Below are 23,795 nucleotides of genomic sequence, written 5' to 3' on the forward strand. Positions count from 1 at the left end.
TTACTGAGATAATAATTTATACCACAACAATCGGATGTTTGATCACCCTAATTGGTATTTATACCAATTGTATTAAATTGGTATTTATTCCTGCTCACAACTACAAAGCAGTGGATGCTCGTTATCACGCGCGTAGCGGTTAACTTGTTCAGCTTTGGTGTGGGCTACGTCAGCGCTGTAAACACCACATATACCCTTACCTTTTTCATGAACCTGAAGCATCACGTCGGTTGCTCTATCGCTATCCATATTAAAAAACGTCGTTAAAACTTCTATTACAAAGTCCATCGGCGTGTAGTCGTCGTTATTTAAAACAACTTTATATTTTCGCGGCGGCTGTAGCTTTTGCTTTTCGCTGTCGCGAACTGTATCGATAACACCTGAATCTTTCATACCACTCATAATTAAATATAGTCTTGTCTTTGTAACTCAAGCAAACTTGAATAAAAAATAAATAAAATGTTAAAAAAATAACTCAAAACACTTGACTGGTTGGCTAAATAAACTACAGTCAAACGTAGATTGATTAAACCTTAGTCAGTCTAGCAAATAATACAATTTAGAATAACTAAATTAGTCAACTTATTGAAGGATGTAGAAGTATGGCTTGCGGTAAAGTTAAATGGTTCAACAACGCTAAAGGTTTTGGTTTCATCGTAGAAGACGGCTGCGAGAATGATATTTTCGCTCATTACTCAACAATTGTAATGGACGGTTATAAAACGCTTAAAGCTGGTCAAGATGTAACATTCGAATTAGAACAAGGACCTAAAGGTCTACACGCTAAAAATATTGCCCCAGATGGTGACATTATTGAGTGACTATTGTTTTGTTCGACTAAAGCGAGTGACCTTTTAAGATCCTCGCTTAATTCCTTAAGCATACTAACTTATCTCTTCTCCCCTATTTATTGCCTCTTTTCATTCAAATTCAACCCTTTTCCTTGAATTTATTTTATATACCCCAATGTTCTAAGAGTTGATTGTTTAACTGCTTATTGGGCATGCTCAACCTCTAGCCCTTTTTATTTAAGCTTGTTACACTCTTGGTGCTAAAAATTGCGTATTAACGCAGCAACTAATCCAACTTGTCGCCTCTTTTATATGTACTAGGCTAAAGGCTGATTTATTTTTGTTAATTTTTTAGCTATAAATACAATTCCAGTTCGTCAGGTGTGACTATTCTGCTTTTATAAAAGAGCAACGCTGAGTACCAACACCTAACAAACTATTCATTACGAGCGTATGTATTCATTAACTTGTTTAATAATATGTACTCACTCATTAGTAATGATTTTCTTTGCATTGTTGAATAAGACCTTTTCGGTCTACTATCTAGGAATGATGATGACATCAAAAATTATCTATACAAAAACGGACGAAGCTCCGGCACTAGCAACTTACTCGTTGCTACCGATCATCCAAGCATATACAAATGCGGCCGGTGTTGAAGTTGAAACTCGCGATATCTCATTAGCAGGTCGTGTAATTGCTAGCTTCCCTGATTATTTAACACAAGAACAACGCATTGGTGATGCACTTGCTGAACTTGGCGAGCTTGCTAAAACACCAGAAGCAAACATCATCAAATTACCAAACATCAGTGCATCTGTACCACAGCTTCGCGCTGTAATTAAAGAGCTTCAAGCAAAAGGTTACGCTCTTCCAGAATACCCTGTTGAACCTAAAAATGATGAAGAAAAAGCAATTCAAGCTGCTTACGACAAAATCAAAGGCAGTGCAGTAAACCCAGTACTACGTGAAGGTAACTCTGATCGTCGCGCACCAGGTTCTGTAAAAAAATATGCACGTAACAACCCGCATTCAATGGGTGCGTGGAGCAAAGATTCAGAGTCTTATGTTGCAAGCATGAGCGAAGGCGACTTCTTTGGTTCAGAAAAGTCTGTAACTGTTGATACAGCCACTGATGTACGTATTGAACATGTTGCAACTAACGGCGACGTTTCTGTACTTAAACAAAGCACGCCTCTTTTAGCTGGCGAAGTTATTGATGCATCAAGCATCAGCGCTTCTAAGCTTCAAGCTTTCTTAGCTGCTGAAATTGACGCTGCTAAAGAAAAAGGTGTTTTATTCTCGCTTCACATGAAAGCGACAATGATGAAAGTATCTGATCCAATTATCTTTGGTCACGCTGTAAAAGTATTCTACAAAGATGTATTTGCCAAACACGGTGAGCTTTTTGAAGAGCTAGGTGTTGATGTAAATAATGGTTTAGGCGATGTATATTCTAAAATTCAAACATTAGACGATGCTAAGCGCGAAGAAATCGAAGCAGACATTCAAGCTGTTTACGCCAGCCGCCCTGCTATTGCTATGGTTGATTCTGACCGCGGCATTACAAACCTACACGTACCAAGTGACGTGATTATCGATGCGTCTATGCCTGCTGCAATCCGTTCAAGCGGTCAAATGTGGAATAACGATGGTAAATTACAAGACACTAGCTTTGTAATTCCAGATCGTTGTTACTCAGGTATTTACCAAGCAACTATTGATTTTTGTAAAGTAAATGGCGCGTTTGATCCAACAACTATGGGTAGCGTACCTAACGTTGGCCTTATGGCTCAAAAAGCTGAAGAATACGGTTCACACGATAAAACGTTTGAAGCTAAAGCTGACGGTTCTATCCGTGTTGTTGATGCAAATGGTAATACATTACTTGAGCACAGTGTTGAGCAAGGCGATATTTGGCGCATGTGTCAGGTTAAAGACGCACCAATCCAAGATTGGGTTAAGCTTGCAGTAAATCGTGCACGCGCAACAGGCGTTCCAGCTATTTTCTGGTTAGACGAAAACCGTGCACATGATGCAGAGCTAATCAAAAAAGTAAATAAATATCTACCAGATCACGATACAGCTGGCCTAGATATTCAAATTTTAGCACCGCTTGAAGCAACATTGTTTTCACTAGCGCGTATTAAAGAAGGTAAAGACACTATTTCTGTAACAGGTAACGTTTTACGTGATTACCTTACAGATTTATTCCCAATTTTAGAGCTAGGTACGAGTGCTAAAATGCTTTCAATTGTTCCACTTATGAACGGTGGTGGATTATTTGAAACTGGCGCGGGTGGTTCTGCACCTAAGCATGTTCAACAATTCGAAAAAGAAAACCACTTACGTTGGGATTCTTTAGGTGAATTTTTAGCACTTGCTGCATCTCTTGAGCACCTAAGCGTAACTACGGGTAACAACAAGGCACAAGTTCTTGCTGATACACTAGATAAAGCGACTGGTACTTTCTTAGCAGAAAACAAGTCTCCTTCACGTAAAGTGAAAGAAATTGATAACCGTGGTTCTCATTTCTTCCTATCTTTATTCTGGGCACAAGAACTTGCTAAGCAAAATGATGACAGTGAACTTAAAGCACAGTTTACTCAAATTGCTAGCGACCTTGAGTCTAATAAAGAACAAATCGTAAGTGAACTTAACGATGCGCAAGGCCCTGCAGTTGATTTAGGCGGTTACTTCCAGCCTAACGATGATGCAGCCTTTAAAGCGATGCGTCCAAGCACTACATTTAACGATATTCTTGCTAAATTAGTATAAATATTGGTTTAAATTTAAAAGCCGCTTACTTGTAAAAGTAAGCGGCTTTTTTATGTCTAAATTTTACAAACAAAAAGGCCGCTATTTATAAAATAGCGGCCTTTGAATAATTAAATTTATTTATTTAATTAATTATTTAGTATCATACCAATTCGCTTAATTAAGTGATCAACTTTGAGGCAAGAAAATCTTGTCGATAACAAGGCAAAAATTTCGTTATTTAGTTGCTCTATATCAGAAATTTTTAACGCAGTTACCGTCAGATTTAATCCCTCAAATTGATTAAGTATTATTGCGGGTTGGTATAAGCACGTGGCATTTTTGAATCTGTCATATAACGGTCACGCAGTTTATCTTGGCGAGATTGTGTAGATACCTCAACCCCATTAATAAACATTTTGTTCACGTGGCTGCTTAGTTCAAACGGGTCATTACTCCACATTACTACGTCAGCTGATTTACCTACCTCAAGGCTACCGGCATTAATACCAAATACATCAGCAACGTTTGATGTAACCGCTTTTAACGCACCTTCTTGGCTCATACCGTACGATACAGCATTACCAGCATCAAAACGCAGCTGGTAAATATTGTGGCTTGCATCGCCGCCTACCGTTAATAATACTTTTACGCCTGCTTTTTCAAGCACGCCTGCATTATCTAAACTCGCATGAAGTGAATCAAAACTTGCTGGTAAGCTATCCATTGCACTAATAATTACTGGGATATTTGCTTTAGCAACGCGCTCTTTAACTACAACAGCGTCTTGCGCACCGTTAAGTACTAAGTTAATACCAAATTGCTCTTTTACTTTAATAAGCTCAATAATATCTGCCGCACGCGATACGCCAACCACTAATGGCATTTCGCCACTGAGAACTTTTGCCATTACTTTGTCTTCAGTGCTTGGCTTATCGTCATCTTTTTTAGCTTTTTTACCGGCCTTACTTTTGTGCTCATCAAGCTTATTAATAAGTGTTTGCAAAGTAAAAGCACGAGAACCTTTACTACGCTCACCTAAGTAAACAATTAAAGCAGCTTGTTTTTGCATGTTGCTGTCAAAACTACCACTTAAATCAACAACACTAGCAAGGCCTGAAAAAATGCTATCACCACCATGAGGGGTAATGACATCGCGTGTTACACCGCCTTTACGAGCGTAAGGAATTAAGCTTGAATGTGCGTTGTAAGCAAGACTTACGTCAAAATCAATACCGGCTTTTTCCTCGCCTGCATCGCGAGAGCCTGCAACTGCACTTACTTCAACTAAACCAAGTTGATTTACACTTGCAATAAAGCCAGGGGTTACAATTTGGCCCTTTGCATCAATAATTTGATCTACTTTAATTTCAGTTGGGTTAATCGCTGTGATTTTACCATCTGTCATTACAATGCTTGCTGCTTCTAATACACCTTGATCAGATGACGTATGTAATGTTGCATTAATAATTGCTAGCGATTGTGCGCTTACAGCACCAGATGCTAATAATCCTGCAGCAACCAGAGAAAGCGAAAACGAACGTGATAAATTTTTCATTCTGGGTGCTCCTTATTGTTGACCTAACATAAAATCACTTGTTGCTTGATACGCGCTGTCGTTTCTATCGTAAACTTTTGCACCATCAACAAACACTTGTTCAGCTTTAGCATAAACACTAAATGGGCTTTGATTCCAAATAACAACATCGCCCTGCTTACCCGCTTCTAGTGAACCTGTTTTGTCATCAATACCTAACGACTTAGCAGCGTTAGCCGTGATCCATTTAATAGCGTGTTGCTCAGAAATATCAAAACCGTTTTCGTTAGCACGGTACATAACCTTGCCAGCTTCTTGGTTTAAGCGCTGAATAGTGGTATCTGAATCTGAGTGAACAACTGCACATGAATTTTTAACAGCATCAACAATAGCTACGTTTTCTTGAACCATGTCGTAGGCTTCCATTTTAAAGCCCCACCAGTCTGGCCAAAGTGCAGCACACGAACCATTTTGGGCAAGTAGGTCAGCAATTTTATATGCTTCTACACCGTGATGGAATGTACCCGCGTCGTAATTAAATTCTTTTGACAGGTCAATCATCATTGCCATTTCTTCAGCTTTATAACAATGATTATGAATACGTACTTCGCCTTCAAGCACACCACGAAGCGTATCGTGTTTAATATCACGTACTGGTGCTTCTGGGTTCAAACCTGCTTCATAATCGGCATCGTACTTATCCCATGCACGTTTGTACTCAGCGGCTTCAGCCCACGCCATACGATAACCTGCCATATTACCCATACGGGTTGAAGGCAATACACCTTGACGACCATAAACACGTTTAGGGTTTTCACCACACGCCATCTTTAAACCATACGGCGCCTCTGGAAATTTCATACCTTGCATAGTGTGTGCAGGGACGTTTTTAAGCGTAACGCCGCGTCCACCAAATAAGTTAGCTGAGCCTGGTAAAATTTGTAGAGAAGTAATGCCGCCTTCGCGTGCACGGTTAAAGCCAGGATCTTGTGGCCAAACAGAATGCTCAACCCACACTTCTGCAGTGTTAGGGCTGGTCATTTCGTTACCATCTTGATGCGACTCAACCGACGGGCTTGGGTATGCACCTAAATGTGAATGTACGTCAATAATACCCGGTGTTACCCATTTGCCTTGTGCATCAATTGTAATATCAGCAGTAGCAGTTAAGTCTTTACCAACTTGTTGTACTTTACCATCAACAAGTAATACATCAGCATCATCTAAACGCTCACCAGTACCTGTAAGTACTGTTGCATTTGTAATAAGTGTGCTTGATGTAGAAACGGGCTGATAAGTGCTTGGGTAAGGATTTTTGTTGATTGTTATTTTATCGTCTTGCGGGCCGTTTTCTTGGCAACCTACAAGTGCAGCAGCTAAGCCAACTGCTAATAAAGAAGGTGCAAATTTTTGCATGTTGTTTGGATCTCCTGTTTTTTTGCTACTTTAGCGAAAGCTAAGGAATAAAGCCAAAAAAACAGGTGAAAACGCAGTTAATTAAGATGAATATCTGTAATTATTTCTTTATATAATTGTTATACAACTTTTCAAGCGCACCTTCGGTTGTAAGCGATGGATCTTTACTAATAAAGTGCTTAACCGTACGCGTTACAAAATCAGAGTTTTGCTTATGTAGCTTTGAAAAATCTTTAATAATTGTATTACCATCTTTAGCTGCAGTTACTTTGTCATGACGATGACGATACTGGCTTAGCGCTTTATTAAAATCCCCTTGGTAGTCTTCAACCAAAATTTTATAAAAGTCACTTTTTTGTACGTTTAAATCATTAATGCAATAGTTTAGCGCCTCTTTAAAGTCGGTAAATATCATGCCCTCTACATCAAACTCTTTTGTTTTTTCACGTACTGCTACTTTGGCATCTTCTGTGGCATAACTAAAACCAGTAAACGCTAAACGCTCAGCGGCTTCTTTTCCTAATTTCATACCCGCTGCAATACTATGCGCAAACTCGTCGCTCATGTCGCCAAGTTCGTTTTCTTCCCACATGTTATAAACACGCAGTGGTTTTGCATATTTGGTGGCAAGCTTTTTTTTCATTTTAGTAAAGCGCTCATCAATCGTCATCAGCCTTTCGTTATGTAAAAGTGCATGGCACTCATAACACGCAGGAATAGATATAAAGTCAGCCTCTTCACCTAAATCAACAATGCTTTGTAGCATATGCAGCGGCGGACAATGGTCGCGCTCTGTCGCTTCACAGCCACAATAAAAACACTGGTTAAAATGCTGCTGATCGCAAGCGTATGCTTGCTGATAATAACTGGCTAACGTTTTGCTCACCGTTGCTCCTAAAAAACACGACTAAATTATGGGGGCGATAATAACAGCCTGAAAAAATAAGTCATACCAATTGCATTAAATTAGTTATCTATTATTGCGCTAATAAAGTAGCGCAATAATAAGGCGAAATTATAACGTGTAGTTACTATCACTAATTACTCCCTGCATTGCTCTATCTCTTGCATCCATGCACTCGTACACGAACAATTTTTAACGCAGTAAGTGCGCTATTTAATGCGATAAAATGATTATTTTTTTAATTGGTATCAGTAGTTATATTTAAATCACGGCCGCTATTAAACCAAACAAGCCACCAAACACACCACCCCACACAACAAGCCAGCCTAAGTGCTCGCGGATCATGGTTTGAATAATCTCTTTAACCATTTTTGGGGTAAGCTCATCTAAGCGCTCATCAACTAGTTTAAGCACCGTTTTATGTAGGCTCTCTGCGCTATTACCTTGTGAAAGTGTTTGGCTTACTAATGCTTTAAAGTCGTCAGTTTGGGAAATCTCACTAAGCGACAATTGCATTTTTTTAATAAACTTTTCACGCATTGGCTCTATTGCTGCTGTGCCGCCAAACATCCCAAGCATGCTACCAAACTGAGATTGCTCTATTACCTCTAACAAATTGTCGAATGCAGGGTTTAAATCAACATTGCTAATTATTGGCTCAAAGTCGATATTGGGCTGCGCTTTATTAAGTAAATTATTAATTTTTTGCTCTGAAAAAAACTCCGTTAATATTAAGTTTCTAATTGCGATTTTAAAGCTTTCAAACTTAAGCGCTATAACGCCTGAGCCATATAAAAAAGGGACTTTTTCGAACAACATATGAATCGCTAATAAATTAGTTACCGCGCCAGAAAGTGCAAATAAACCAACTGATAACACAATTGCTTGGTTGAACATAAAACCTACAACAACACATAAACCCGCTAGCAAATTGGTTATTAAACTTTTGTTCATTTTTACTCCATTACAGTCGTTGTAATTATTTATTTAAACCTAGCCGCCAATTTTACAACGATTAGATTGTTAAATTAATCTCTTTTTGCCATAGTTTAAGTATCTGTTTAAAAGGTGAACAATTATTATGTGGAAAACAGTAAATGAGCACATCAGCCAAGCTATTAATTTTGACTTTAAACACACCTATAAACGCCAATTACAAAGTACAAATACCGACAAACTATTTCATATTACCAATGGTACGCATAACTTCTTCGTTAAAATAGCATTAAAAAACGAACTCGAGCGTTTAGAAAGTGAATTTATTGGCTTAAAGCTTTTGGCGCAAAATAGTAATTTTAAAGTCCCTGAATGTATTACAACCGGTGCAAATATAGAGTTTTCATTTATTGTTTTACAGTGGCTTATTTTAGATAAACAACCCCACAACACGTGGGCAACTATGGGAAGCAGCCTCGCTAAAATGCATCAAAAACACGACCAAGCCATGTTTGGCTTTGATGTAGACAATTACATAGCCACTACCATACAACCCAACCGATGGCACAAAAAATGGGATGTATTTTACGCCGAAGAACGTATAGGGTGGCAATTACAGTTACTCGCTGAAAAAGGCATTAACTTTATTGAACCCGAGCGCTTAATTAATGCCGTTAAAGAACAGCTGCATAGTCATCAAGTTGAGCCCTCATTACTGCATGGCGATTTTTGGCGAGGAAATATGGGCTTTTTAAAAGCAGAGCCAACGGTATTTAACCCCGCTTGTTATTATGGTGATCGGGAAGTGGATATTGCAATGAGCGAACTATTTGCGCCACTGCCAAAAGACTTTTATAGCGCCTATAACCAGCACTACCCGCTTTCTCAAAATTACGAAAAACGTAAGTTAATATACCAGCTATACCCTATTTTAAATCACGCTAACATCTTTGCCGGTCACTATCTTACTGAAGCTAAACAACATATAGAAAAGCTGGTATTTGAAGGTATAAAATAAGTGTCATAAGCTGCATTTCAGCACTATATTTAATGAGTAAGTAGGCGTTCATCTGTAAGCAATTAAGTTGAATCTAACTTAATTATTTATAACTGGAGTGATTATGAAAGATTTTTTATCACAACGAATAACGTGCCCACACTGCGGACACCACATACATTTAGACTTAGACGCAAGCATGGGCGATCAAGACTACATAGAAGATTGCACTGCCTGCTGTAACCCAATTCATTTAAATATGCATATAGATCATGCTAACAATAAGTTAGAGCTACACGTAGACAGTGACGACGAACAAATATTTTAACTTAAGCCTGATGGCGTAAGTAGTTTTCTACCGTATTTACAATAGTGTAAGTTTGCTGATCAACTTCAATATTAAACTTGTCACCCACTTGCGCTGCACCAATGTTTGTAATGGCGAGCGTTTCCGGAATTAGGTGTAACCAAAAACCTTGTTCATCAACTTCGCCCACGGTTAAGCTTGCGCCATTTATCGCAACAAACCCTTTATATAACACATACTTTTGCCACTCTTTTGGCAGGCTTAATTGAATTTTACAGTTATTCTCAAGCTTCACTATTTGAGAAATTTGTGACGTACAATGAATATGCCCAGACACTATATGCCCACCTAGCTCAGTACCAAACGTAACAGAGCGTTCGTAATTAACTAAACTACCTAACTCAAGCAGTCCTAAATTAGTTAACTTTAGGGTTTCGTCAATCACATCAAAATGCACTTGCGCTACCACATCGTGATTACTTAGCTCAACTTGCACAACTGTTAAACAACAGCCATTAATAGCAATACTTGCGCCTAAATCTAAATGCTTAACGTACTCATCGCTCACCGATACAACTAAGCGTAAAACACCGTCTGTTTGAGTCTTAGAGACCACCGTAGCTTGCGTTTGCACTATTCCTGTAAACATAAAATCACTTTAAATTATTACAAAGTGCTAGTTTAACGTATCAACTCATAAAATCATTCACTACTGTGATTTTTATTTAAACCCCAATAGATTACAATTACGCCCTATTTTATCAACTAGCTGTTTTTATGACCTTTTGCAATTGGGAAGCCAAGCGTTTACTTTCCCTCGCTTTACCTGTTTTTTTAGCGCAAGTTACACTTATTTTAATGTCGGTCGTCGACACAATTATGGCAGGTCAAGTTAGCCCTACTGACTTAGCTGCACTGTCTATTGCAACAGGAATATGGAACCCTTTATTACTTGGCCTTCAAGGTATTTTATTAGCGCTTACTGGTATTATTGCGCAGTTTTCGGGCAGTGATGACCGCAAAGGCATTAGCCACTATTTTCAACAAGCGCTTTATTTAACCGCTATTTTGAGCTTTACAGGCTTTGGAATTGCCCATTTAGCAGATGCTATTATTTTTAAGCTCGATACAACGCCTGCAATTGCAAACCTTGCCATTGACTACATTCACTTTGTGAAATGGGGTGTATTTGGATTTTTAATTTTTACGGTATACAGAAACGTTACCGAAGGTATGGGAATGACCAAGCCCGCGTTTTACATAAGCCTATTAGGTTTAGCTGTTAATATTCCGGTAAATTATATTTTCATAAATGGCTTATTTGGTTTTCCTGCTTATGGCGGCGCGGGCTGTGGCATTGCCACTGCAATTGTTTTAACTGTTATGGCAATAGCACAAGTCACTTACTGCCAAATGAGTAAAAAAGTAGATGCTAAAGGCCTGCTTTCATCATTCGAAAAACCTAATTTCACTACCATTGGTATTATTACTAAGTTAGGTATACCAATTTCACTCGCCACCTTTTTTGAAGTCACTTTATTTGCGTGTATACCGCTATTTATAGCGCATTTAGGTGCAGTAGCTATATCGGGGCATCAAATAGCAGCCAGTGTAACTACATTGCTATTTATGATGCCGCTGAGCCTATCAATCGCTATCAGCATTCGTATAGGTAACTTATACGGCCAAAAGAACATGACTCAATTAAAAGTTGCGGTTTCTACCAGCTATATTTTAGCCATTGCTGTGGCGTTATTTTTAGCGCTTATTACGTTTGCCGGTCGTGATTTAATTAGCCAACTGTATACCGACAGCCCTGCTGTTATGGCATTGGCTTCATCAATTATGATTTTAGCGTGTATTTACCAATTACCTGATGCACTTCAAGTTGCAGCAAATGGCATACTCCGTGGGTTAAAATACACCACGCCTATATCGTATATTACGTTTATATCGTATTGGTTAATCGGCTTTTGTTTAGGTTACGTATTGGCAAGAACAGACATAATTGTGCCAGCTATGGGGCCACACGGTTTCTGGACTGGGATAATAGTGGGACTTAGTGTCGCTGCTATTTTATTAATGCTAACGGTAAAAAAACGTCTAAAATATGAATTTCTTAAAATTGATGCACTCAATCAAAACTAATAAACTCAGCCTTAAAACATTACCAGCTACTTTGCTGGTAATGTGTTTTTTAACGCTTACTGGCTGCAACAAACCACAAAGTAGTATAAACGTTACTTATATTGAACGCTTAAGTAGCACAGTTGATACAAGCCCAACACAGCCTGCGCCACTCAAGCAACTCCCCTTACTGCAGCCTACCCCAATAGCACAAAGTGACTTAACACTGAGCATTGTTGAGCTTGCAGGCATTAGCCAATGTAAGCTTAACGTGCTTATAAGTGAGCATAATAACCAATTAGGAAAAACCGCCAGCGCTGCTGGGCAATTAAAATATCAAATAAACTTTATTAAAAGTGCACAGGTTTGCTTAAACACGCTTGATAAAAATAGTCCTAGTTACACAAAAATACTCGCAGCCAAAAACTACAAACAAATACACCTAATGCACTTTTTTAACACCATGTTATTTAAAGAGCCTGAGCTAAATCGTACTTGGCAACTCACTTCAAACGAGCTTACTACTGAACCTGCTGGTTTTAGTGATACCGTACTTGCGCTAAAGCAACTTGTACTCATTAAGCAACAAATTAAGGCTAAAGAATTTAGTGAAATTAATAGCAATTCTATTTTTAGTGCACTCGAGCAGCTTAATAAATTTCAATTTAACCAGGCACTCATTCAATCGGTCCGCAAGCAGGTAGTGTTAAATAACAACGCCACGCAGTTTGTAAAAACATTAAACTTTAATACGCTGTGCCCACAGGATAAAAATAATAAAAACGCAAAAATCATAAGCAACGTATTTCAAAAGTTTTACCTAAAAGAAATTCAGCCCTATCAAGCGCAGTTAACTGGTTATCTAGAGGCACTACAACCGCTTTATAATGAGCTTTGGTTTAACGAAAGTATCTCAAGCCCTCAAATTAATAACTTAGTCAAAACGGACTCGACAAGTAACTTACTGAACTTACTAAAAAGCTCAGCTAAAAAACATGTGGTTTGGTGGCAAGTATTTTATAAAACGTGTGAAATAAGCCCAATATGAATAAAAAAACGGCAAATAAACTCAAAAACAACAAACTTGCTTGATTCACCAACCGCCACGCTATATATTAGCCGCCGTTGTTAAGCAATTAACACCTACTTAAATAAAGTAATACGACTGTAGCTCAGTTGGTTAGAGCACTACCTTGACATGGTAGGGGTCGGTGGTTCGAATCCACTCAGTCGTACCAACATTTAAGTAAAATAAATAAAAGTACATCTGAAGGAAAAAGCACTACCTACTCTTGATCACCCGGTCCAAAGGTCAGTAGTTCGAATCCACTCATTCGTACCAAAATTTAAGTAAAATAAATAAAAGTACATCTGAAGGAAAAAGCACTACCTACTCTTGATCACCCGGTCCAAAGGTCAGTAGTTCGAATCCACTCAGTCGTACCAAATTTATTCTAATATCACAGAATAAATTTATTTAAGAATTCAAAAATTGTACGACTGTAGCTCAGTTGGTTAGAGCACTACCTTGACATGGTAGGGGTCGGTGGTTCGAATCCACTCAGTCGTACCACTTCAAAGTAATGAAAAAAACCTAAGTAAAAGCACTACCCACTCTTGATACCCGGTCCAAGGGTCAGCAGTTCGGATCCACTCAGTCGTACCAATTCAAAGTAATAAAAAAACCAAAGAAAAAGCACTACCTACTCTTAATCACCCGGTCCAAGGGTCAGCAGTTCGGATCCACTCAGTCGTACCAATTCAAAGTAATAAAAAAACCAAAGAAAAAGCACTACCTACTCTTAATCACCCGGTCCAAGGGTCAGCAGTTCGGATCCACTCAGTCGTACCAATTCAAAGTAATAAAAAAACCAAAGAAAAAGCACTACCTACTCTTAATCACCCGGTCCAAGGGTCAGCAGTTCGGATCCACTCAGTCGTACCAATTCAAAGCAATAAAAATCCAAAGAAAAAGCACTACCTACTCTTGATCACCCGGTGCAAGGGTCAGTGGTTCGAATCCACTCAGTCGTACCAAATCAAAGTAATAAAAAACCAAAAGAAAAGCACTACCCACTCTTGATCACCCGGTCCAAGGGTCAGCAGTTCGAATCCACTCAGTCATACCAGTTCAAAACAATAATAAAATACCTCAAAGAAAAAGCACTACCCACTCTTGAACACTCAACTTCAACAGTTAATCATTAATTAACGATCGCTTACAACCAGGTTATAGCTTTATTTCTTGTAAATTATCCTTGTGAGTTTTGTTGACATTTCATGATTAAAATTCATTCAATTTACAGGGGGGTAATCGTGCGCGATTTGTAACCTAGCGGGCTCGGTAGCGGCTTCTGCGTTACTCTAATGGCTTACATTTTTGTAAGAATAAGTAAAAATCGAGTTACAAAGAGTCAATAACCGCACTGTATAGGCGATGTTTTGATTAAAAAAACACATAGAGCTTCAAATTCAACCTCTAAGATCAACAGCCCCTAGTCTATTTTATTTAGTAATTCATAACCTGCAAGTACATCACTCAACTCCTCGTCAATGGTACTTTGACGCAGAGTATTAAACTCACTCGAAAGCTTATCAAGTAGCTCTTCAATATTTTTTTCAGCGCGTTGCATTGCGCCAAGACGGCTGCTATTTTCGCTGACCAACGACTCGGCACATGCACGATAGAGAGAAATAAAAATATACTCGCGGATCAATGCTCTTATTGTTGTAGAGTGCTTGCAGAGTACTTCTGGCAAAGCTTTAGTTGGCCATAAAATATTTTTAAAATTATCTCGCCATTGCTCGTCAAGTGGGAGTAATCGCTGAGACACACATTCATAAAGCGCGCCTTGTTTAGGTTGATTATAAAACACCAATACACGGCAACCAGGATTAAGAACTAAGCTTGATTCACTGTCTATTTGAATTTGCCTAACTAAGGTATCTATATCGTGAACACTCACTGGCACTGTGTATACTTTTACTAAATTAAAGCCGGCATCGGTAAGTCGAGATGCAGCACGTGCGCCTACCACCCAAATTAGAGGTGGCTGGGTCTCGTTACTTAGCGCTTTAATTGTAAAGTCGGTAATACTTTCATTAAATTGCCCTACCAACCCTTGATCTGAGCCGAATATGATCACACCCGCTCTGCTTTCATTTAAATTTTTGGGTTGTGGTGAAAATTGAAATGACATGTCATCACGCAAACTCGCACTTAATCCTAACTCAACTGCCCGGTAGTAATCGGTCAATGAGCTAATCGATTTTTCATATTGCCCAATACTCGAGGCAGCAAGTGCCTTCATCGTTTTTACCACGCCTTGTAAATCACTTGCACTGGCTATTTTATGGCGTAAATTAGCGGCACTATTGCTCATGTTGTTATTGCCTTCTTTTCAGGCTCAAAATCAACAAGTGCGCGCTTAGCCAACTCAACAATTGTTTGTCGATCGTCATCACTTAAGCTTTTAGCGGTATCAAATCTATCACATAAAGTATCGTCTAACTGCGCAACTGCTTTTTTAAGAATATTTTTTGCGTCGTTTATTTTTAGCAGTTCAATCGAATCTAAAAAGCCATTACTGAGTGCGAGTAATAGCATAATTTGCTCAGGCACTGGCATAGGTGATGATTCAGATTGATGTAAGCTCGCTCGAATACGCCGTCCATGTTCAATTATACGCCGTGTATCATCATCAAGTCGGGCACCAAAACGAGCAAAGGTTTCTAGCTCTTCAAATTGAGCATATGCAAGCTTTAAATCGCCAGCAACTGCACGAAACGCAGCACGCTGTGCTTTACCGCCCACACGAGAAACCGACTTACCAACGTCAACGGCTGGTAATACACCTAGAGCAAATAATGAGGGTGATAAATAAATTTGTCCGTCGGTAATCGAAATTAAATTAGTTGGAATATAGGCTGAAATATTTTGAGCTTCGGTCTCTATAATGGGGAGTGCGGTCAAGGAACCACCGCCACGTTCTTTATTTAAATGGGTCGCACGCTCTAGTAATCGTGAATGAATATAAAAAATATCCCCAGGAAATGCTTCTCGTCCGGGTGGTCGTCGTAACAACAAAGACAACTCGCGGTAAGCTCTTGCGTGCTTAGTTAAATCGTCATATACAATAAGTACATCACGTCCTTGCTCCATAAAATATTCTGCAATACTGGTTGCAGCGTAAGGCGCTATATACTGTAAGCCCGGTGGTTCATTACCCTCTGTTGCAACAACAACCGTATAAGCCATTGCATTTTGCGCGCGTAATATTGCTATTGATTTAGCAACTGTTGATGCCCGCTGGCCAATAGCGCAATAAATACAAATTACATTTTGTTCTCGCTGATTTAAAATCGTGTCTATGGCTATAGCTGTTTTACCTGTTTGCCTGTCACCTAAAATAAGCTCTCGTTGTCCTCGCCCTATTGGAATCATCGCATCGATTACAATAAGTCCGGTTTGCAAAGGCGTAGTAACAGGAGAGCGGTCCATAATTGGTGCAGCTGGACGCTCTATTGGTAAACGCTGCTCAGTTTGTATAACGCTTCCACCGTCTAGTGCCTCGCCAAGTGGGTTTATCACTCGCCCTAATAGCGCATTGCCAACCGCTACATCCATTACACGACCACTGCGGCGCACTTCATCCCCAGCTTGTAAGTGGGCGTATTCACCTAAAAGCACAACACCAACTTCTTTTTCATCAATATTAAACGCAATTCCAAGCACATTACCGGGAAATATAATTAGTTCCTCAAAGCCAACGCCAGGTAATCCCGACACCTTCGCAATACCCGTTGATACACTGGTAATAATACCAACTTCATGTAAGTTCAATTGTGAGTTAACTATTTTTAGCCCTTGCTGAATGTGCTTAAACACATCACCAAACGCGTTTGTTAAACTGTGTATTTTTGTGTTTTTATTTTGAGTGTTTTCGCTAAGGTTACTCATCACTTATCAACAGGTTGAGAAGTTGTAGGCTGAGCTGTTTTTTGTTTTAGTAGCATATCAACTTCCTGCTCGATTGATTGTAAGTAATCGTCAATACTCCACACCAGCTTTTGTCCATTGACACATAACTCAATCCCGCTGATAAGGCTCTCATCGGTGGTGAATTTAATGGTAATATCTTTTGAAAACACAGTATTAATAGCATTCTTAAGTGCTAAACGCTGAGGTTCAGTTAGCTCAAACGCACTTTGAATTAAGGCAGGTACAAATTCACTATTTGTATTTAGCGCCTGCGCTAAAGTAGTTTTTTTGTCGTCATCAAGCTTATATAAGCGGGCTGTAAACACCTCACATATTTGTTGTTCTAAAGTTGTTGATGCCAGTTCAGTTAAGGTTTTGCGACTAATAGCAAATACCTCTTGCTTAACTTTTCGACTTAAAGACTCCTTTAAATTATCAGTCTCTTTTACTATATTTTGTTGATATTTAGTGCCCCAGCTTTGGACTCTTTTTTGCGCCTCTAACATAAGTGTTTGCTCTGCTTGCTTAGCACTCACGCTTACTTGTTGCATCTTTTGTGTACGTTGTTGTTCAAACTCTTCATTTTTCAGAAAAAACTTTTCACGCTCCGCCAGTGCTTCATTTTGGTTTGTTTCAGCATCGTCTAACTCAGCGGCTATGCGCTCTTCTCGCTTATCAATAGCGTGCAAAATTGGTTTATATAAATAGCGTTTTAGTAACCACACCAAAATTAAAAAATTAACCACTTGGGCTGTAACTGTAAACCAATCAATTAGCATGGTTTAACTTCCTGCAGCTTGTGCGATAGCGTAGTTCCAAAACGGATTGGCAAAAATAAGAATCATCGACACGACAAAACAGTATATTGCGGTCGATTCAATCATCGCAAGGCCTACAAAGAGCGTGCGCGTAATAGTTGCTGATGCATCAGGTTGCTGTGCTAATGCACTCAATGCCGTTGCTACTGCTTTACCTTCGCCAAGCGATGGACCTAAACAACCAAAACTAATTGTAATTCCTGAAATAACGATTGATGCCATTGCTATCATTGTCATGCTATCCATGTTCTCTCCAAGTATGATGTGTAGAAATACGTGATTAATTAACTCGTTGTTTGGCTGGTTTTACTGAGCGCGTAGCCGCAGCAATATAAACGGCGGCTAAAATAGTAAAAATATAAGCCTGTACTAAGCCTGTAAGCAAACCCAGTGCCGTCATTACGATTGGGAATATAAAGGGTGTAATGGTTAACAAAATGCCAATGATCATTGCCCCGCTCATCATGTTGCCAAATAACCGCACAGCCAGAGCAAGTGTCCGTGATAATTCGCTAATAATATTAAATGGCAACATAATAAAAGTAGGAGCCATATAAGATTTTAAGTAATTGCCAAGCCCTTGTTCACTGATACCAAATAAAGGCACTGCAATAAATACGGTGAGCGCCAGTGCTGCTGTAGTCGATAACGATGCCGTGGGTGGCTCATAACCCGGAACAATGGTAAACATGCTCGCGGTTACTAAAAATAAAAACAGTGTGCCTAAAAAGCCAAGGTATTTTTTAGCGTCATTCAAGCCTACGTCTTCAATTTGTTGTGTGATCCCCGTTACTATAATTTCTAAAAAATTTTGCCAACGAGAACGCTTTAACGTGGTTGAAAGCTTACGGGTTATCAATATCGAACTAATCACCAAAACCAACATTAAAACCCAAGTGAAAACGATGGTTGCATTGAGTTTTAAAAAACCATTTTGCCAATAAATAACCGTATCAGGACTCAGGTGCATGATGTGTCACCTTTGCTAAATGAGAGGTTGATGCAGTACGGGTAACATAAGTGGTAATAAAACGGGCTATCAAAAAGCTAAATAAACACAGTGGTAATTGCAACCAAGATCTTGATAATAAGTCACTCGTCATCACACTATAAAAGCCACTTAAAGTAATTCCCATGCGTATAAATAAACTCAGCACAACCCATAGCGCTGGGTGAGTCGATACCATACTTTTTTGCACCGTCCACCATAGGCCACCAAAAAATAAGGCACCAAGCATTAGACCTACACTAACAATAATTAATACGCCGACTAGCTCATGCATCTTCGTCATCCTTTTGCTGATTATCACCGTGTTGATCTTGATGTATCGCGCTGTCTTCTTTGCTCATCCAGTGCCACGCGTTAAAGCACCCAAGTGCTAAACCCGCCACCAATAAAGCCAATGTCCATGAATGATCGCTTTCATAATGCGAATCTATATACACACCTAAACTTGCACCAAGTATGGTAGGCACTGCAACCGACCAACCAATGAGGCCCATCATTCCTAAACCAAACCATATTTTTTGATGAGAGTTAAGCCTTGCTTTTAGCTTACGCTGGGCTTTTATTTCTACTTGTTCTGCAAGTGTTGATGAACTGCTTTGTGAGTCTTTTGAACCTAGGTCGTCTTTTTTGTTTGTCATAAATAAATAGCTTTTAGTGGTTAAAGTCGAAAACGATTTAAAAAGCTACTTTCTAATTTAGCCATCACTGTTCTTACTTGTTGTGCTTGTTCATTGAGTGCCAAAAACTCTTTATCTACAGCGCTGCGAAGTGTCGCCAGATCAGTACCTAATATGGCACTTCGCACCGATACCAGCACAGTGTTTCCTGTTTTAATTAATACGCCCTCATCTACGGCTACAAATATCTCACCGTCTTTTTCGCAATTAAATGTCAAAATACCTGGGGTTAGTGGCGCAACACAGTCAAGGCGATTGGGTAAAAATCCGTACGATCCTTCGCTTGTTTCGGCAACAACATGAGTCACATCATGCCTGTCGAAAAATATCTCATATGGCAGCAATAATTTAAGGTGTATCTGAGTTTGCGGCACCACTTGCCTCCTCATTATTATTTACTGTGGATTTTATTTTGACCTCACTTATGGCACCTATCATATAAAGTGCACTCTCTGGCACGTTTTTAAATTCATCATTTAAAATGCGTTCACACCCATCTAGCGCATCATCAAGGCTAACAAGTTTGCCTTTATAACTAGTAAATTGCTCTGTTGTAAAAAATGGCTGAGTAAGAAAACGCTCTAAACGCCTTGCGCGTCCAACAATGTTGCGGTCCTCAACTGATAACTGTTCAAGCCCTAACATAGCAATAATATCTTTGAGTTCATTGTATTGCGCTAAGGTGCTACGTACCTTTTGTGCAAGTAAGTAGTGGCGCTCTCCCACAACCCCGGGGCTCGCCATTTTTGAATTAGATTGCAGGGGATCTATAGCCGGAAATAATCCTTCGCTAGCGCGTTTGCGAGAGAGCACAATAGAAGCCGATAAATGAGAAAATGTATGAACTGCGGCCGGATCGGTAAAATCATCGGCAGGTACATACACCGCTTGAATAGAAGTAATAGCACCATTTTGTGTATTGGCAATTCGCTCTTCTAAGCCGGCAAGCTCTGTGCCCATAGTAGGCTGATAACCAAGCCTTGAAGGCATTTGCCCCATTAAGCCCGATACCTCAGAGCCTGCCTGAATAAAACGAAATATATTGTCGATTAGCAACAGCACATCTCGCTGCTCATCATCACGAAAATACTCAGCCATAGTTAAAGCTGCATGCCCCACCCTAAAACGACTCCCTGGTGGCTCGTTCATTTGCCCAAAAATCATCGCCATGTTTGGCAAAACGCCCGCGTCTTTCATTTCGCGATAAAGCTCTTCGCCTTCACGGCAACGCTCACCTATGCCACAAAATAGGCTAACACCTTTGTGCTTGCCCACCATATTGTGAATCATTTCAGTCAATAACACTGTTTTGCCAACACCTGCACCGCCAAACAATCCCGCTTTGCCACCACGTTCTAACGGCACCAGCAGATCAATTACTTTTATACCAGTTTCAAAAATCTCTGATTGGGTTGACCGTTCGGTTAATGGCACTGGCTTATTATGTACAGAGCGCCACTGAACATCTTTAAGCTCACCACCGCCATCAAGCGTGTTACCAAACACATCAAACATTCTCGATAAGGTTCCTTTACCTACAGGGGTAAGTAACGGTCCGCCACTGTCAACAACTTCCATGCCACGCGCAAGTCCTTGTGTAGGCGTGAGCGCAATTGCTCTTACATGATGCTCATTGCGCTGCTCTAGCACTTCAAAAATACACTGTTTGTTTTCGCCAGCACTAAGCATTGAATTAATCGCAGGTAGCTTTGTGTCAAAACGCACGTCAATTACGCTGCCGCGTATAGCGGTAATTGTACCGAGATTTTCAAATTTACTAATCGTGGATTGAGCTACAAAATTCATTGATGCGCCTGCCACTGCCAATTACGAATTTCAGGGAGATCTTGCCCATGCTTATTAATATATTTTTTATGCTCAACAAGCTTTTCTTCAAGCTGTTTTTTTAGTGCGTCTCTTTTTGTACCCAAGTTTGGCAGGCGTTCCAGTGTGTCTAACACTAAATGAAAACGATCAATCTCGTTTAATACCGTCATATCAAAAGCAGTTGTAATAGTGCCTTCTTCTTTATACCCGCGAACATGAATATTATGATGATTATTACGCTTGTACGTAAGCCTATGAATAAGCGTTGGGTAGCCATGAAATGCAAAAATAACCGGCTTATTAATAGTAAACAGAGTGTCAAAATCCTCTGCGATTAACCCGTGAGGATGTTCGGTATTAGGCTGTAAACGCATCAAATCAACCACGTTAACAACCCGGATTCTAAGATTACTAAAATGCTCGAGTAAAATCATAACGGCTGCCATCGTTTCCAATGTAGGCACATCACCACAACAAGCCATCACCACATCAGGTGTTGCATCTACGCTATTACCCGCCCATTGCCAAATGCCAATCCCTGCCTCGCAATGTTTAACAGCTGCCACCATATCTAACCATTGCGGCGCAGGATGCTTGCCTGCAATAACTACATTAACGTAATGACGACTTCGCAAACAATGATCCATTACCGACAGCAAGCAGTTAGCATCAGGCGGTAAATAAACGCGCACAATTTCAGCTTTTTTATTAATAACATGATCGATAAAACCCGGATCTTGATGGGTAAAACCGTTGTGATCTTGTCGCCATACATGCGATGCCAGTAAATAATTAAGTGAAGCGATTTTTTTACGCCATGGTAAACCTGCCGCCACTTTTAACCATTTAGCATGTTGATTAAACATCGAGTCAATAATATGAATAAACGCTTCATAACTATTAAACAAACCATGGCGGCCGGTTAATAAATATCCTTCAAGCCAACCTTCGCATTGATGTTCACTCAGCATTTCCATTACTCTGCCACTAGGCGAAAGCTGCTCATCGTTGCTATGGGTTGCTGCATTCCACTGTCTATCGGTTACCTCTAGCAGTGCACCTAAACCATTGGATACTGTTTCGTCGGGTCCAAATACTCTAAAATTACGTTGCTCGTCATTAAGCTCAACTATATCTCTCAAAAATGGACCTAAAACTCTGGTATCACCAATTCCTCGTATACCGGGAGAGATTACTTCGCATGCATAATCGCGAAAATCAGGCATATGCAAATCTTCTAGCAGCAACCCACCATTCGCATGAGGATTTGCCCCCATACGGCGATTCCCCGTTGGGGCCAATTCAGCAAGCTCTGGTAATAAACGCCCTTGTGAATCGAAAAGTGTTTCTGGATGATAGCTACGCAGCCAGCTTTCTAATAATTGCAAATGATCTGGATGAGCTGATGGGCTAGAAATAGGAACCTGATGCGCACGCGATGTTCCCTCTATCTGAAAACCATCTACGAGCTTTGGACCCGTCCACCCTTTAGGTGAAATGAGGATAATCATTGGCCAACGTGGACGAGTTGGATCGTTATTATCGAGAGCATCTTTTTTTATTTTTTTTATTTGATGTATTGCGACATCAAGTGCTTTAGCCATAGCCTGATGCATTAGCTCAGGCTCATGTCCTTCAACAAAAATAGGGCTCCAGCCATAACCGAACATTAATTGCTCTAATTCTTCACGGGTAATACGCGCTAAAACGGTAGGATTCGCAATTTTATACCCATTCAAATGCAATATAGGGAGAACAGCACCGTCACTGATAGGATTAAGAAACTTATTAGAATGCCATGCAGTTGCAATAGGCCCTGTTTCTGCCTCACCATCACCCACCACACAAGCAACTATTAAGTCTGGATTATCAAATACAGCTCCAAATGAATGACTCAAAGAATAGCCCAGCTCGCCACCTTCATGAATCGAGCCCGGACACTCGGGCGACACATGACTAGGAATGCCACCGGGAAACGAAAACTGCAAAAACAGTTTTTGCATACCTGCTTTATCTTGGCTTATATCAGGGTAAATTTCACTGTAGGTGCCCTCAAGATAGGTATTAGCAACCATAGCTTGCCCGCCATGCCCTGGGCCAGATACATAAATCATATTTAGATCGTGTATTTTAATAACGCGATTTAAATGCGCATAAATAAAATTTTGCCCGGGTGTTGTTCCCCAGTGCCCAAGCAACATATTTTTAATATCACTTAGTATCAGTGGGCGCTCTAAAAGTGGGTTATCGCATAAATAAATTTGACCTACCGACAGGTAATTCGTGGCACGCCAATATGCGTCAATTAACTCTAATTCTTTTGATGTTAATGAAGGAAGAATCATATGCAGGGTTTCCATCTTGTCGCATCCAAAAATGCTTAAGCCATGCTCTATATAAGAGCATGGCGAGGATTAGCCAGCGCACTAACTACGCAGTGGTAGTTATGTCCTGTTTTTTTTGCTCGAATTCTTTTTTGTCAATATCGCCGCTGGCGTATCTTTCATTAAGAATATCAATTGCTGTTTTATTAGACTCTAACCCATAGCGTCTATGGGTTCGGTAGCTATAACCCCAATGGCTTAAACTCGATATGAGCAATAACCACATACCAAACCATAAAAACCAACCCCAACCTGAGTACCACTCACTCCAAAATTCATGACCCATTTTAATCTCCACTTAAAATATGGAGCGCAAAACACTTACAC

23 protein-coding genes and 2 tRNA genes are annotated in these 23,795 nt (G+C 39.8%); 8 read left to right on the forward strand and 17 right to left on the reverse strand.

Annotated elements, in window-relative coordinates; all coding sequences use genetic code 11:
- Positions 1-84: 84 nt before the first annotated feature.
- Positions 85-393 (reverse strand): ATP-dependent Clp protease adapter ClpS, encoded by a 309-nt coding sequence (clpS, locus tag GQR39_RS03850; protein ID WP_007585109.1) that lies wholly within the window; start codon positions 391-393, stop codon positions 85-87.
- 209 nt (positions 394-602) lie between these two features.
- Here clpS and cspD point away from each other — a divergent pair, with 209 nt between their 5' ends.
- Both cspD and GQR39_RS03860 read left to right on the forward strand, forming a co-directional pair.
- Positions 603-821, forward strand: coding sequence for a cold shock domain-containing protein CspD (gene cspD / locus GQR39_RS03855; RefSeq protein WP_002962500.1), 219 nt, complete (start codon positions 603-605; stop codon positions 819-821).
- Between the two features lie 525 nt (positions 822-1,346).
- On the forward strand, positions 1,347-3,569 hold the full coding sequence (locus GQR39_RS03860; protein ID WP_165734841.1) for an NADP-dependent isocitrate dehydrogenase: 2,223 nt from the start codon (positions 1,347-1,349) through the stop codon (positions 3,567-3,569).
- A gap of 289 nt (positions 3,570-3,858) precedes the next feature.
- Here GQR39_RS03860 and GQR39_RS03865 read toward each other — a convergent pair whose 3' ends face one another.
- The 4 genes from GQR39_RS03865 to GQR39_RS03880 all read right to left on the reverse strand — a co-directional run bounded on the left by GQR39_RS03865 (position 3,859) and on the right by GQR39_RS03880 (position 8,359).
- Positions 3,859-5,106: an amidohydrolase family protein gene (locus tag GQR39_RS03865; RefSeq protein WP_165734842.1), complete on the reverse strand. Its 1,248-nt coding sequence runs from the start codon at positions 5,104-5,106 to the stop codon at positions 3,859-3,861.
- A gap of 12 nt (positions 5,107-5,118) precedes the next feature.
- Positions 5,119-6,501 (reverse strand): amidohydrolase, encoded by a 1,383-nt coding sequence (locus tag GQR39_RS03870; RefSeq protein ID WP_165734843.1) that lies wholly within the window; start codon positions 6,499-6,501, stop codon positions 5,119-5,121.
- Between the two features lie 100 nt (positions 6,502-6,601).
- The gene (locus GQR39_RS03875) at positions 6,602-7,387 is read right to left on the reverse strand and encodes a hypothetical protein (RefSeq protein WP_165734844.1); all 786 of its coding nucleotides are present in this window, start codon (positions 7,385-7,387) and stop codon (positions 6,602-6,604) included.
- A gap of 279 nt (positions 7,388-7,666) precedes the next feature.
- Positions 7,667-8,359: a DUF445 domain-containing protein gene (locus GQR39_RS03880; RefSeq protein WP_165734845.1), complete on the reverse strand. Its 693-nt coding sequence runs from the start codon at positions 8,357-8,359 to the stop codon at positions 7,667-7,669.
- A gap of 127 nt (positions 8,360-8,486) precedes the next feature.
- Here GQR39_RS03880 and GQR39_RS03885 point away from each other — a divergent pair, with 127 nt between their 5' ends.
- On the forward strand, positions 8,487-9,359 hold the full coding sequence (locus GQR39_RS03885; RefSeq protein WP_165734846.1) for a fructosamine kinase family protein: 873 nt from the start codon (positions 8,487-8,489) through the stop codon (positions 9,357-9,359).
- Positions 9,360-9,462: 103 nt separating this feature from the next.
- Positions 9,463-9,666: a CPXCG motif-containing cysteine-rich protein gene (locus GQR39_RS03890; protein ID WP_008166246.1), complete on the forward strand. Its 204-nt coding sequence runs from the start codon at positions 9,463-9,465 to the stop codon at positions 9,664-9,666.
- Position 9,667: 1 nt separating this feature from the next.
- Here the strand turns inward: GQR39_RS03890 and GQR39_RS03895 are convergent, their stop codons facing one another.
- Complete coding sequence (locus GQR39_RS03895) at positions 9,668-10,294, reverse strand: riboflavin synthase (RefSeq protein ID WP_007585130.1); 627 nt, start codon at positions 10,292-10,294, stop codon at positions 9,668-9,670.
- A 128-nt stretch (positions 10,295-10,422) separates the two neighbouring features.
- Here GQR39_RS03895 and GQR39_RS03900 point away from each other — a divergent pair, with 128 nt between their 5' ends.
- The 4 genes from GQR39_RS03900 to GQR39_RS03915 all read left to right on the forward strand — a co-directional run bounded on the left by GQR39_RS03900 (position 10,423) and on the right by GQR39_RS03915 (position 13,345).
- Positions 10,423-11,793: an MATE family efflux transporter gene (locus tag GQR39_RS03900; protein WP_007585131.1), complete on the forward strand. Its 1,371-nt coding sequence runs from the start codon at positions 10,423-10,425 to the stop codon at positions 11,791-11,793.
- A complete protein-coding gene (locus GQR39_RS03905) occupies positions 11,756-12,820 on the forward strand; it encodes a DUF3080 family protein (RefSeq protein WP_165734847.1) in 1,065 nt (354 codons plus the stop codon). The genes GQR39_RS03900 and GQR39_RS03905 overlap by 38 nt, the downstream gene beginning before the upstream one ends.
- A gap of 113 nt (positions 12,821-12,933) precedes the next feature.
- Positions 12,934-13,010, forward strand: a tRNA-Val gene (locus tag GQR39_RS03910).
- 258 nt (positions 13,011-13,268) lie between these two features.
- A tRNA-Val gene (locus GQR39_RS03915) sits at positions 13,269-13,345 on the forward strand.
- A gap of 922 nt (positions 13,346-14,267) precedes the next feature.
- On the opposite strand, the gene GQR39_RS03920 is transcribed toward GQR39_RS03915, so the two are convergent.
- From GQR39_RS03920 to GQR39_RS03970, 11 genes are all read right to left on the reverse strand, one after another.
- Complete coding sequence (locus GQR39_RS03920) at positions 14,268-15,155, reverse strand: F0F1 ATP synthase subunit gamma (RefSeq protein WP_121955318.1); 888 nt, start codon at positions 15,153-15,155, stop codon at positions 14,268-14,270.
- On the reverse strand, positions 15,152-16,732 hold the full coding sequence (locus GQR39_RS03925; protein WP_165734848.1) for an alternate F1F0 ATPase, F1 subunit alpha: 1,581 nt from the start codon (positions 16,730-16,732) through the stop codon (positions 15,152-15,154). Before GQR39_RS03925 ends, GQR39_RS03920 begins: the two co-directional genes overlap by 4 nt.
- The gene (locus tag GQR39_RS03930; RefSeq protein ID WP_165734849.1) at positions 16,732-17,532 is read right to left on the reverse strand and encodes a F0F1 ATP synthase subunit delta; all 801 of its coding nucleotides are present in this window, start codon (positions 17,530-17,532) and stop codon (positions 16,732-16,734) included. The genes GQR39_RS03925 and GQR39_RS03930 overlap by 1 nt, the downstream gene beginning before the upstream one ends.
- 3 nt (positions 17,533-17,535) lie before the next feature.
- On the reverse strand, positions 17,536-17,817 hold the full coding sequence (locus tag GQR39_RS03935; protein WP_010552606.1) for a F0F1 ATP synthase subunit C: 282 nt from the start codon (positions 17,815-17,817) through the stop codon (positions 17,536-17,538).
- Positions 17,818-17,851: 34 nt separating this feature from the next.
- Positions 17,852-18,541, reverse strand: coding sequence for a F0F1 ATP synthase subunit A (locus GQR39_RS03940; RefSeq protein ID WP_010552605.1), 690 nt, complete (start codon positions 18,539-18,541; stop codon positions 17,852-17,854).
- Positions 18,525-18,854, reverse strand: a complete 330-nt coding sequence (locus tag GQR39_RS03945) for an ATP synthase subunit I (protein WP_010552604.1) — start codon at positions 18,852-18,854, stop codon at positions 18,525-18,527. Before GQR39_RS03945 ends, GQR39_RS03940 begins: the two co-directional genes overlap by 17 nt.
- Positions 18,847-19,218 (reverse strand): AtpZ/AtpI family protein, encoded by a 372-nt coding sequence (locus GQR39_RS03950; protein WP_024609582.1) that lies wholly within the window; start codon positions 19,216-19,218, stop codon positions 18,847-18,849. The genes GQR39_RS03945 and GQR39_RS03950 overlap by 8 nt, the downstream gene beginning before the upstream one ends.
- 20 nt (positions 19,219-19,238) lie before the next feature.
- Positions 19,239-19,631, reverse strand: a complete 393-nt coding sequence (locus tag GQR39_RS03955; RefSeq protein WP_165721776.1) for a F0F1 ATP synthase subunit epsilon — start codon at positions 19,629-19,631, stop codon at positions 19,239-19,241.
- On the reverse strand, positions 19,606-21,063 hold the full coding sequence (gene atpD, locus GQR39_RS03960) for a F0F1 ATP synthase subunit beta (RefSeq protein WP_165721777.1): 1,458 nt from the start codon (positions 21,061-21,063) through the stop codon (positions 19,606-19,608). The genes GQR39_RS03955 and atpD overlap by 26 nt, the downstream gene beginning before the upstream one ends.
- Positions 21,060-23,444 carry a phosphoketolase family protein gene (locus GQR39_RS03965; RefSeq protein WP_197111280.1) on the reverse strand — a complete coding sequence of 795 codons (2,385 nt, stop codon included), beginning with the start codon at positions 23,442-23,444 and terminating at the stop codon, positions 21,060-21,062. The genes atpD and GQR39_RS03965 overlap by 4 nt, the downstream gene beginning before the upstream one ends.
- A gap of 70 nt (positions 23,445-23,514) precedes the next feature.
- Positions 23,515-23,754 carry an SHOCT domain-containing protein gene (locus GQR39_RS03970; protein WP_008168384.1) on the reverse strand — a complete coding sequence of 80 codons (240 nt, stop codon included), beginning with the start codon at positions 23,752-23,754 and terminating at the stop codon, positions 23,515-23,517.
- Positions 23,755-23,795: the final 41 nt, after the last annotated feature.

It is taken from the genome of Pseudoalteromonas sp. C8 (assembly GCF_011378685.1).
In the GTDB taxonomy this organism is placed as follows: domain Bacteria; phylum Pseudomonadota; class Gammaproteobacteria; order Enterobacterales; family Alteromonadaceae; genus Pseudoalteromonas; species Pseudoalteromonas arctica.

Bases quoted from the DNA above. Each gene is read 5' to 3' on its own strand.
- cspD (WP_002962500.1), top strand. From the start codon at position 603: ATGGCTTGCGGTAAAGTTAAATGGTTCAACAACGCTAAAGGTTTTGGT.
- GQR39_RS03940 (WP_010552605.1), bottom strand. From the start codon at position 18,541: ATGCACCTGAGTCCTGATACGGTTATTTATTGGCAAAATGGTTTTTTA.
- GQR39_RS03945 (WP_010552604.1), bottom strand. From the start codon at position 18,854: ATGCATGAGCTAGTCGGCGTATTAATTATTGTTAGTGTAGGTCTAATG.
- GQR39_RS03920 (WP_121955318.1), bottom strand. From the start codon at position 15,155: ATGAGCAATAGTGCCGCTAATTTACGCCATAAAATAGCCAGTGCAAGT.
- GQR39_RS03880 (WP_165734845.1), bottom strand. From the start codon at position 8,359: ATGAACAAAAGTTTAATAACCAATTTGCTAGCGGGTTTATGTGTTGTT.
- GQR39_RS03890 (WP_008166246.1), top strand. From the start codon at position 9,463: ATGAAAGATTTTTTATCACAACGAATAACGTGCCCACACTGCGGACAC.
- GQR39_RS03925 (WP_165734848.1), bottom strand. From the start codon at position 16,732: ATGAGTAACCTTAGCGAAAACACTCAAAATAAAAACACAAAAATACAC.
- GQR39_RS03965 (WP_197111280.1), bottom strand. From the start codon at position 23,444: ATGGAAACCCTGCATATGATTCTTCCTTCATTAACATCAAAAGAATTA.
- atpD (WP_165721777.1), bottom strand. From the start codon at position 21,063: ATGAATTTTGTAGCTCAATCCACGATTAGTAAATTTGAAAATCTCGGT.
- GQR39_RS03865 (WP_165734842.1), bottom strand. From the start codon at position 5,106: ATGAAAAATTTATCACGTTCGTTTTCGCTTTCTCTGGTTGCTGCAGGA.
- GQR39_RS03930 (WP_165734849.1), bottom strand. From the start codon at position 17,532: ATGCTAATTGATTGGTTTACAGTTACAGCCCAAGTGGTTAATTTTTTA.
- GQR39_RS03905 (WP_165734847.1), top strand. From the start codon at position 11,756: ATGAATTTCTTAAAATTGATGCACTCAATCAAAACTAATAAACTCAGC.
- GQR39_RS03900 (WP_007585131.1), top strand. From the start codon at position 10,423: ATGACCTTTTGCAATTGGGAAGCCAAGCGTTTACTTTCCCTCGCTTTA.
- GQR39_RS03895 (WP_007585130.1), bottom strand. From the start codon at position 10,294: ATGTTTACAGGAATAGTGCAAACGCAAGCTACGGTGGTCTCTAAGACT.
- GQR39_RS03970 (WP_008168384.1), bottom strand. From the start codon at position 23,754: ATGGGTCATGAATTTTGGAGTGAGTGGTACTCAGGTTGGGGTTGGTTT.
- GQR39_RS03935 (WP_010552606.1), bottom strand. From the start codon at position 17,817: ATGGATAGCATGACAATGATAGCAATGGCATCAATCGTTATTTCAGGA.
- clpS (WP_007585109.1), bottom strand. From the start codon at position 393: ATGAAAGATTCAGGTGTTATCGATACAGTTCGCGACAGCGAAAAGCAA.
- GQR39_RS03885 (WP_165734846.1), top strand. From the start codon at position 8,487: ATGTGGAAAACAGTAAATGAGCACATCAGCCAAGCTATTAATTTTGAC.
- GQR39_RS03950 (WP_024609582.1), bottom strand. From the start codon at position 19,218: ATGACAAACAAAAAAGACGACCTAGGTTCAAAAGACTCACAAAGCAGT.
- GQR39_RS03860 (WP_165734841.1), top strand. From the start codon at position 1,347: ATGACATCAAAAATTATCTATACAAAAACGGACGAAGCTCCGGCACTA.
- GQR39_RS03870 (WP_165734843.1), bottom strand. From the start codon at position 6,501: ATGCAAAAATTTGCACCTTCTTTATTAGCAGTTGGCTTAGCTGCTGCA.